The organism is Paenibacillus validus NBRC 15382 (genome assembly GCF_004000985.1).
In the GTDB taxonomy this organism is placed as follows: domain Bacteria; phylum Bacillota; class Bacilli; order Paenibacillales; family NBRC-103111; genus Paenibacillus_G; species Paenibacillus_G validus.
Genome location: NZ_BIMH01000082.1, coordinates 1 through 9,362 on the forward strand (window position 1 = coordinate 1; position 9,362 = coordinate 9,362).

The 9,362-nt window shown below is 44.1% G+C and carries 7 protein-coding genes; 6 read left to right on the forward strand and 1 reads right to left on the reverse strand.

What is annotated here, in order from left to right:
- Positions 1 to 93 precede the first annotated feature (93 nt).
- The gene (locus PVA01S_RS25465) at positions 94 to 1,989 is read right to left on the reverse strand and encodes a XylR N-terminal domain-containing protein (protein ID WP_127610631.1); all 1,896 of its coding nucleotides are present in this window, start codon (positions 1,987 to 1,989) and stop codon (positions 94 to 96) included.
- Positions 1,990 to 2,367: 378 nt separating this feature from the next.
- Here PVA01S_RS25465 and PVA01S_RS25470 point away from each other — a divergent pair, with 378 nt between their 5' ends.
- From PVA01S_RS25470 to PVA01S_RS25495, 6 genes are all read left to right on the forward strand, one after another.
- Positions 2,368 to 3,639, forward strand: coding sequence for an MFS transporter (locus PVA01S_RS25470; RefSeq protein WP_127610633.1), 1,272 nt, complete (start codon positions 2,368 to 2,370; stop codon positions 3,637 to 3,639).
- A 49-nt stretch (positions 3,640 to 3,688) separates the two neighbouring features.
- Positions 3,689 to 4,756, forward strand: coding sequence for a 2,3-butanediol dehydrogenase (locus PVA01S_RS25475; RefSeq protein ID WP_127610635.1), 1,068 nt, complete (start codon positions 3,689 to 3,691; stop codon positions 4,754 to 4,756).
- Positions 4,757 to 4,792: 36 nt separating this feature from the next.
- Positions 4,793 to 5,536 (forward strand): glucose 1-dehydrogenase, encoded by a 744-nt coding sequence (locus tag PVA01S_RS25480; protein WP_127610637.1) that lies wholly within the window; start codon positions 4,793 to 4,795, stop codon positions 5,534 to 5,536.
- Between the two features lie 93 nt (positions 5,537 to 5,629).
- Entirely contained in the window at positions 5,630 to 6,256 is a 627-nt protein-coding gene (locus PVA01S_RS25485; protein ID WP_127610639.1) for a hypothetical protein, read from the forward strand.
- Positions 6,257 to 6,347: 91 nt separating this feature from the next.
- Positions 6,348 to 6,887, forward strand: coding sequence for a 2,4'-dihydroxyacetophenone dioxygenase family protein (locus PVA01S_RS25490; RefSeq protein WP_218029667.1), 540 nt, complete (start codon positions 6,348 to 6,350; stop codon positions 6,885 to 6,887).
- A gap of 155 nt (positions 6,888 to 7,042) precedes the next feature.
- Positions 7,043 to 9,187, forward strand: a complete 2,145-nt coding sequence (locus tag PVA01S_RS25495) for a tannase/feruloyl esterase family alpha/beta hydrolase (RefSeq protein WP_164751976.1) — start codon at positions 7,043 to 7,045, stop codon at positions 9,185 to 9,187.
- Positions 9,188 to 9,362: the final 175 nt, after the last annotated feature.

A 9,362-nucleotide genomic window follows, 5' to 3' on the forward strand; every position in this document is an offset into this window, starting at 1 on the left:
ACCCTCATTTCTGTTAAAGAAGTCCAGGAGGAGATGCCTGCTGGCTCCAAACCATGCCTTTTCTCTATATCGAAGATGCTGACGGAACTACCGTCAGTAAATATCGATGTCATCCAAAAAGATAAGAATTTGCAAGGCGAGATGCGCTTCATAGAAATCTTTGGAACTCGTCAGGTCCAGATGACTTATTTCTTGAATCCTTTTTAGTCTATACCTTGTTGCGCCAATAGAAATATGCAGATCCTGCGATGTGTTTTGGATGTTGCCCTGGTTCTCTAAATAATAAAACAACGTTTTTAACAATTCGTTGTTATTTTTTTCGTCATATAGCCTAATGCCTTGAAGTAAAAGTTCGGCAAATTTTTTTAATTGATCCATATTTTCGGGGTTAATAATTTTGGAAAAGGTGCTGAGATCCTCAGAAGAAACAATGCTTGAATGTTTCTTCCGAACCGTCAGCAATTGGACGGCTTTTTGCGCTTCTTCGTATCCCCTGCGGTAATCTTCTATTTTTTTACAAATCGAACTAATTCCAAACGTTATTATCATATCTTTATATTTACTTTCGAGCGTTTTTAATAGCAATTGAGCCAACGGTTTTACTCCGATGCCTGTCTTCTCAAGTAACTCCAGCGGGATTATAGCGATAATATGATCGGATTTACTTGTCAACAGGCATTGCGTATGTGAGCCTAAGCTTTTTATTTGAGTATGAAGAGTGTCGATGACCTGAACTTGTAAATCTTTAGCCGGGTCCGCGTTCGGATCAAAGGAAGCGAAATGAACGATAAAGAGATAATGCGGCAGCTCTAAATTATATCCCATTAATTTTGATCTGTAGGTTAATTCATCTGCATTGCAATTCTTCTTTAAAAGCTCAATGAACAACTCGTTTTTTAAACGATGCTCCACTTCAATTCTAGTGATGGTATGCAGCAATTGGATGGAACAAAATTTCGAAGCTGCTTCCAAAGCAGAAAACTCCGTTTCATCAAACTCTCCGGAATCTTTAATTAAGGAAATATAACCAAACAGGCCATTTTTGGTATGAATGGGGCATATTAGACGTTCATGCGTCCAACCGCTTCCTTCTGCGAACGTATAATGGACCGGCTGCTTGATATCTTTTAATAGATTGGAAAAAAGAATATGATTTTTAAATTTAATAATATCCAGCATGCTGTATTTAAATAAGCCAAATGATTCTATGAGTCTGAAATCTTTATCTTCCAGGGTGACGCCAAGATTAAGGGTTTCGCCTAAAAATTTTATGATGGAGGACAGCTCCTGCCCTTGAATTAAAATTTCGGATAATTTTTCATTAAATTTCAGCAATTTTTTATAAGCATCCCGTTGTTTTTCTATTTTAAGAAAGGGGCTGTTTATTTCTATCATTTCCTGACTATCCTGATCCAGTTGATCAAGCAAATCCTTCTCATCCCATTCCTTTGCAGGCTTGGCTATCATAAGGCAATGTTCGTCGCCCTTCCCAACGCATTTTATCTCTTTAACGATAATATCCCTGCCATAATGTTCAGACGCATACCCCCCAATAAACCCGGTTAATGTATGACAAACAGGTTCATTATGTACGCCAAAATGCTTCAAATGCTGTTCGGCCTCGTAAGAGTAATGCCAGTACCCCTCGGCAAAATATTCCCCCGTAGTGTGATTGTAAATAATCTTAGCATTTTGAGAAAAAAAAGCTCCCGTAATTTTAGACATTTGCGGGCCTGCATGGAACCATTCAAACGGTGATTCAAACGAAAAAAGCGCTTTTAAATTTTTGGCGAACTCTACACCGTAATTTCTGCCGTACCGCAACAAAATCTTTTTGGCTTGATCCATGCCTACCGACCTGATCAGATCTCGACGCAGTAGGCCGATTGCATCCGTTCCAACCAAAATCATCCGCTGATCTTTGAGGTGAATTTTCCCGGTAGCCGCATCGAACGTAATATACGAATGTAAGTCAGATTTATTGAACATGAATGATCATCACTCCTAAGTAACAATAAACTAATTGTACAAATAATATAGCATCATTTTATACAAAAATGTTAAACAAAATTGATAAATTCATCAGTTGATTTTGAATTTTATGAATATTGAGTTTTTTTAGGTTCCTGATAAAATCAATTACAACGATGAGGTAATAAATGGAATTGAAATTGAGCGAAGTGTACATGGTGCGTAATTTTGTATCCGTTTACATTTACGAACAAGACAAACCAAAGCCAATCGCTAATCAAGGGAACAAAAAAACCAAGTTGATGCTTAGACTAAAATAAGGAGGTGAGGACAGCCCCGCTATCATGAGGTCTTATCCATCCGATTTGCTATTACCTATTTGAGAGGGTGAAGCGCATGGCAAACAGGAAGTTTTGGGTTTATGAAAATAAGCTACTACTTATTCTATCATTGGGCTGGGGATTTTTATTTTTCGATCGACTGGCAGTTAATTTTTTGATGCCGTTTATTATTAAGGATGTTCCAATGACCAATACCCAAATCAGTTTGATCGTTGCAGGATTTTCTTTAACTTGGGCACTCGGAGGCTATTTTGGAGGCTATTTCGCGGATCGTTTAGGAAAGAGAAAAGTTTTTTTAGCCATTTCGGTTTTGTTTTTTTCTCTTTGTTCGTTTATGACAGGCGTGGTAACAGGTTTCCTCTTCTTGCTCTTTATACGCATGCTCATGGGATTGGTTGAAGGGCCGTTCTTTCCTACAGGTGCATCCATTCTAGCTGTGGAATCATCAGAATCACGGCGTGGCTTCAATCTGGGATTTCTACAAAACTTTTCATCTAATTTCCTGGGTGGAGTTTTAGGACCGATCGTTCTTGTAGCGGTTGCCATAGCCATCGGTTGGAGAAACACGTTCTTACTCACATTAATTCCTGGTCTGATTGTAGCCTTCTTGATATGGAGATATGTCCGGGAACCGAAAACTTCTAATGAATCCGAATCGATTTCAGCTGATGGTAATAAAAAAGACGAAAACGTCCGTGTGCGGGATCTGTTTAAATACAGAAATATCGTATTATGCATCATTATCGGTATTTTCTTCATCCCTTGGTATACGCTGGTTTTTACTTTTGCTCCTCTTTATCTGGTTCAAGCTAAAGGAGTTTCGCCCGATATCATGAGTTATGTCATGTCAGCAGTCGGTATAAGCGCGGCCGTATGGGGATTTGTTGTACCGGCGCTGTCTGATCGCTGGGGAAGAAAGCCGGCAATGATTACATTCTCCTTCATTTCCATGTTAGGTCCCTTATCGATCCTGTTTTTCAACGGACCATTCTGGATGTTGATGATACTTGTTATTATCGGATGCGCAGGGCCGGGACCCATGGCTCTCTTCATGTCGATCATTCCGGCTGAAACCATTCCCCGCAAATATATTGGAGCCGCCGTAGGCTTGACAATGGGCGTCGGTGAATTGATAGGCGGCGTTGGAATCGTAACATTAAGCGGTGTCGCTGCCGACCATTATGGGATCATGGTTCCACTGTTGATGTCAGCGGCATTTGCCCTTATCAGTGCTTTGGTCTCGTTGTTTTTAATCGAAACGTCACCGATTAAGGTTAAGGCGAAAAGAGAAGCAGAGCTGCGATCTTCTACGGTATCAAACATTTGACCCGGCTCATCTATACATTGATGTTCTGCCTGCGGAGGAGAGGATAAGGTTGAAAGCTGCAATCTGGTACGGATTAGAAGATGTCCGGGTCGTTGAGGTGGAAGAACCCGTCACCGGGGAAGGAATGGTTAAAATAGAGGTCGAGTGGTGCGGTATTTGTGGCAGCGATCTTCATGAATACGTATCGGGACCTATGACAATCCCCGTTTCGGAGCCTCATCCATTGACAGGGCAGGTAGCTCCGGTGATTCTGGGTCATGAGTTTGCCGGCAGAGTGGTTGAAATAGGAGATCGCGTGACAAATGTGACGATGGGTGACCGTGTAACGGTGGAACCGATTTTAACTTGTGGTACTTGTATTCATTGCCAAAGCGGTCGTTATAACCTGTGTCCCAAACGCGGATTTCATGGACTTACGTCAAATGGGGGAGGATTTTCGGAATATACAACGGTTCAGGCTCACTTGGTACATAAACTGCCCGATACCATCTCATTTGAAGAAGGTGCGGTCATTGAACCGGCAGCGGTGGCTGTTTATGCCGTTCGTTCAAGCGGATTAAAGGTGGGGGATGCATGTGCCGTATTTGGAGCCGGCCCCATTGGGCTGCTTCTGATCCAAGCTGCCAAAGCCGCGGGTGCCAGTAAAATTATTGCCGTGGAAGTATCCGAGAGCCGTTTGGCTAAAGCTCAAGAATTGGGTGCCACCGATTTCATTAACCCTATAAAAGAGAAAACGGTGGAGGCTATTCATAAAATCACCGGCACCAAGGGTGTGGACGTTAGTTATGAAGCTGCAGGCGTAGAAACCTCTTTTTTGGAAGCGCTTGACAGCGTTAAGCCGGATGGGGAAATGGTGATCGTAAGTTTATGGGAAAAGGCGGTAACATTTAATCCTAATCTACTTGTGTTAAACGAACGGAGGATCCGATCTTCCTGTGCTTATCGGCATGTTTTCCCGGAGGTGATTTCGTTAATAGCTAACGGAAAAATAAATGCAAAGGGATTGATTTCCAAAAAAATTTCATTAGATCAAATCGTAGAAGAAGGTTTTACGACCCTTTTGACCGATAAATCTCATTCAAAGATTCTGGTTACGCCTAAAAAGATAAATCTTTAATTAAATGGAGCTTACACTGAAATGAGGGAATAAAGAATGAGATTGCTGGAAAAGGTTGCCTTGATTACAGGTGCAGCATCGGGTATCGGGAAGGAGACAGCCCTATTATTTGCTAAAGAAGGGGCAAAGGTTGTATTAACGGATATTCATCAAGAGAATGGCTTAAAAGCGGTTGAATGGATCCATTCAGCCGGCGGTCACGCTACTTTTATAAAGCATGATGTTTCCATGGAGGATGAGTGGAAGTCTGTCATCCAAACGGTCCTGCAAACCTATGAACGGCTTGATGTCGTTGTAAACTCCGCCGGGATTGGAAAATTTGCTGCGATCGAAGATACAACATTTGAACTATGGCATCAAATTCTGAGCGTCAATCTCGACGGCCCTTTTTTAGGTACCAAATATGGTATAGAAGCGATGAAACGGACGGGCGGAGGATCCATCATTAACGTTTCATCCATCGTTTCAATCGTTGGTGATCCTGGACTAGTGGCTTACAGCGCAAGCAAGGGAGGCGTAGATCTATTATCTAAATCTGCAGCTCTGTATTGCGCGAAGTCAGGCACAGGAATCAGAGTTAATACGGTTCATCCGGCATATATTCAAACACCGATGATGTCCAATATTGAAGATGTGGACTACGTCAAGTCGTTACTTCCAATGGGTCATTTTGGTGAGCCAATCGATGTCGCAAATGGAATTCTATACTTGGCATCGGATGAATCCAAGTTTACAACAGGCAGTCAATTAGTGATTGATGGCGGGTATTGCGCCCAATAGAAATTTATTGGATTCGGCAGCTTGTACGATATTCATCATACATTTCAACCAGAACATACGGCTGTAAAACAAAAATAATGGGAGGAATCTTGAATGAACAGATTTGAATATCAAATACGTCACTGTATGGATGCGGTGGAGGAGCTGTTGACAAAGACGGAAAATCCACTGCACAGAGCCATTCTTAATAATTACCGAAGACACGTACATCTTGAGGCATCCGGTCAATTTGAAAAGATTGTCGCGGACGATATGATGGCAGACCATCCTGTTTATCGAGTGACATGGGGTGATAATCCTGTTGTTATCGAAGAGAAGGAAGGGGTGATTGACTTTTACAACAGCGTAAAAGAAGCCGTACTCTGGAATTCAGACGATCGAATTGCTGTTGCTGACTGGGGGATTGCAGATGAGCTGACCTTTCATCAGATAACCAAGGGAAAAGACCTGGCCAATATGGGCTTTCAGGTCGATGATTTGGAAGCTTATTACCATTTAAGCAGCCGACAAGTGTTCTTATGGCCCTATGATGAGCAAGGAAGGCTGAAGGGTGAGCATCTATATGAAGACAAAACCAGCGTACAAATAGAAAAAGTGGATCCAGAGGAATTAATTACTCCACAACAAGTAAAAGAAATTCATTTAGAGATCCTTGACCAATTAGAGAAAGAAAAGGGCGAAAATTACTGGGTATATCATGAAGGGACAGTTGTCAAATGAAGAAGCCTATTTTTTCAGAGGTGCCTGGATTACATCATGGTGCTGCTGATTCACAATAGGATTATAACGAAAACCAAGGAGGAAAATAAATATGTCTGAAACGGCCGATAAGAAGATGACGGCGCCGCCGTCCGCTTACAAGATTGTCGATATCCCCGAGCCCTATGCCGATGTGATCAAGCGCCATGGCGTCGAGGGTAAGTTCGTAGAGGGGGAGGAGAGCCCATGGGTGCCGTTCGGCGATAACGCTGCAATTCGCCATCTAGCCTTCGATGTCCGCAACAACATCTACAGCAACATTCTTTGGATCAAGTCACCGGGCGTGATCGGCACGCACAGGCACAGGGGGACGGTGGTCATGCTCTGCCTGGAAGGCAGCGTCCGCTATCTCGAATATGACTGGGTAGCGGGTCCCGGAGACTTCATCTACGAAACACCGGGAGAGACGCATACGCTCGTGACTGACCACCCGGATGGTGTCAAGCTGTTCGGCTGGCTTCAAGGACCGATCGAGTTTTACGACGAGAATGCCAATTTCCTCGAGACACTCGATGTCTGGTGGTACATCAACCACTATGAAAGCTACTGCCGGGAGCACAACATCCCGATCAACAAGCAGCTGTATCTCTGATTCGTTTACAAGAAAGCCGGATTCCTGCACGCTAAGAGGTTCCGGCTTTCCTTGTTAAGTATTCAACGGCCTTAACCTTTCACCAGACATGAAAGCAGTTGCAGCAACTGTGCTGAAGATGGATGATTTATATAGTATGGAGAGGAGCTTTTAGTTTGAAAACAAAGAAACGATGTACCTTGCTTTTAACCATGGCACTCCTGGTCTCGTCCGTATCTCCTATGTTTTCCTCTGTCGGTTTTGCCGAGGCACCTGCAGGAGACGACCCAGCATCGACGGTTAAGCTTGAGAGTGATGGCGCTCCTGTCCAAAGGGGAGAAGCGGCAAAGTTGGCGGTACGGTTATATGAACGCATAAGCGGAAAAACAATCCATCCGGATCACAACCCTTTTACCGATACGGATGACGTTGAAATTAATAAGGCTCACTCTGCGGGGATTGTTATGGGGATCGAAGACGGAAAATTCGGGCCCGACGCAGTCGTCAGCAAGCAGGAACTTTCAACGATGCTGTATCGGGTTATGGAGAACGCGATTGATGGATTCAATGGTGACCAAGCGAATCAAGGAATATTCGCGGATAAAGAAGAAATTGCCGGCTGGGCGGAGCTTCCGGTCCGCTATCTACATACACTGGGAGTAATAAAAGCGGATTCTTCGGAAAAAGTTAATCCTCATGCTAAGCTGGATCTTCAAGAGGCAAATGATCTGGCTGAGCGTATATACGGGTTCACGGTTGCGCGGAATGCCTGTTCAAAACTGGATGGAAGGATACTCCCGGCTTCCGACATTCGTTTGCCGACAAGCGGGGCCACGATTCAATCGGCCTCTCTGGTGCTGGAAAATGAAGAGAGCAATGTGAACGGCGAGTTTTGCAAGGTGCTCGGCGCCATTCACCCGGTGGATCAGAACGCGCCGGATATCCTTTTTGAAATCAACCTGCCGACCCAATGGAACCACAAAACCTTGCAGCTGGGCGGAGGCGGTTTCAACGGCACGCTGATTACAGGTTTGGGCGGTACTCCCGGTCAAATGTCGAGCGTTCCGATGCCTCTAAAGCAGGGTTATGTCACATTCGGAAGTGATTCCGGACATCAGAGCACGGTTGCTTTCGATGCTTCCTTCGGCCTTAATAAGGAAGCTTTGAATAATTTCGCCGGCGATCAGCTGAAAAAGACTTATGATGTGGCTATAACTTTAGTCAAAAACCACTACGGAAAAGCTCCGGAGCAAAAATACTTTGCGGGAAGTTCGGAAGGCGGCCGGGAAGCATTGACGGTTGTCCAGAGGTGGCCGGGTGATTATGATGGTGTCATTGCCTTCTATCCAGTTGTTCATTTGATGCTGTTGCATCTCACGGACAACCAATATGCACAAGCCCTTTATGCAAATGATGGCGCCGGTTGGTTGAATCCGGAAAAGTATAAGCTTCTGAACGATGCTGTATATCAGGCCTGCGACGGTCTGGACGGTGTGGTGGACGGTATCATCGGTGATGTGAAAACATGCAGCGAAACGTTTACCATAAAAACGGTGGAAAATACCCTGCGTTGTCCGGACGGCGCCGATACCGGGAATGACTGTCTGTCGGATGCCCAGATTCATACCGTAAGGGTAATGAGTTCGCCAATGCCTTATGATTTCACCTTTAATAACGGTGTTGATTCATTCCCTCAATCCACAATTCTGCTGGGCGGTGATAAATCTGCATTCCATTTGGGTACAAGACCGGTACCGGCAAAGCCGCCTATGTGGACTCCTGTCGGAGGGGATGCTTTTCACGCAGCTTCCGGTGATACGAATGTCAGATACCTTGTCACACAAGATCCGTCTTTTGATTCGTTGACATTTGATCCGAATACATATAAAGAGCGGATTATGGAGTTATCCGAGCTTCTAAACTCTAACAGCACGAAGATCGAAAGCTTCAAAGAGCAGGGCGGTAAGATTATTCTTGTAGGGGCCCTTGCCGATGGAGGTGTCAGTCCTTTCAATACGATCAACTATTACGAAGGGCTTGAGAAGGAATTCGGAAAAACCAGCCTGGATCCATTTGTTCGTTTCTACGCAATTCCCGGTTACGGTCACGGCACCGGTCCGTTCACTGCAACAATGGATACGCTAGGTGCTTTGGATAAGTGGGTCGTATCAAATGAAGCTCCCGATCAATTGGTTGCGACAGATGCCAATAAGAACACGGTAGGACGCACAAGGCCCGCATGCCGTTATCCTGAATGGCCGAAATACAACGGATCCGGAGACGTAAATGCAGCGGAAAGCTATACGTGCACAAAGCCTTAAATGGTTAAGGAAGTAGATGAAAAGGCGGGTATGATGTCAATACTCGTCTTTTTTTCCTGTTATTGACCGGTTACTTTAAACATTCATGTTGACACATGATGAAAAACAAACTAAACTAAACTTGCATACATAATTGTAAAACAATCTTGCATTCATTTTTGGGAGGAGAAATCTA

Coding starts and splice junctions, on each gene's coding strand:
- PVA01S_RS25490 (WP_218029667.1), top strand. CDS start 6,348: ATGTCTGAAACGGCCGATAAGAAGATGACGGCGCCGCCGTCCGCTTAC.
- PVA01S_RS25465 (WP_127610631.1), bottom strand. CDS start 1,989: ATGTTCAATAAATCTGACTTACATTCGTATATTACGTTCGATGCGGCT.
- PVA01S_RS25480 (WP_127610637.1), top strand. CDS start 4,793: ATGAGATTGCTGGAAAAGGTTGCCTTGATTACAGGTGCAGCATCGGGT.
- PVA01S_RS25485 (WP_127610639.1), top strand. CDS start 5,630: ATGAACAGATTTGAATATCAAATACGTCACTGTATGGATGCGGTGGAG.
- PVA01S_RS25470 (WP_127610633.1), top strand. CDS start 2,368: ATGGCAAACAGGAAGTTTTGGGTTTATGAAAATAAGCTACTACTTATT.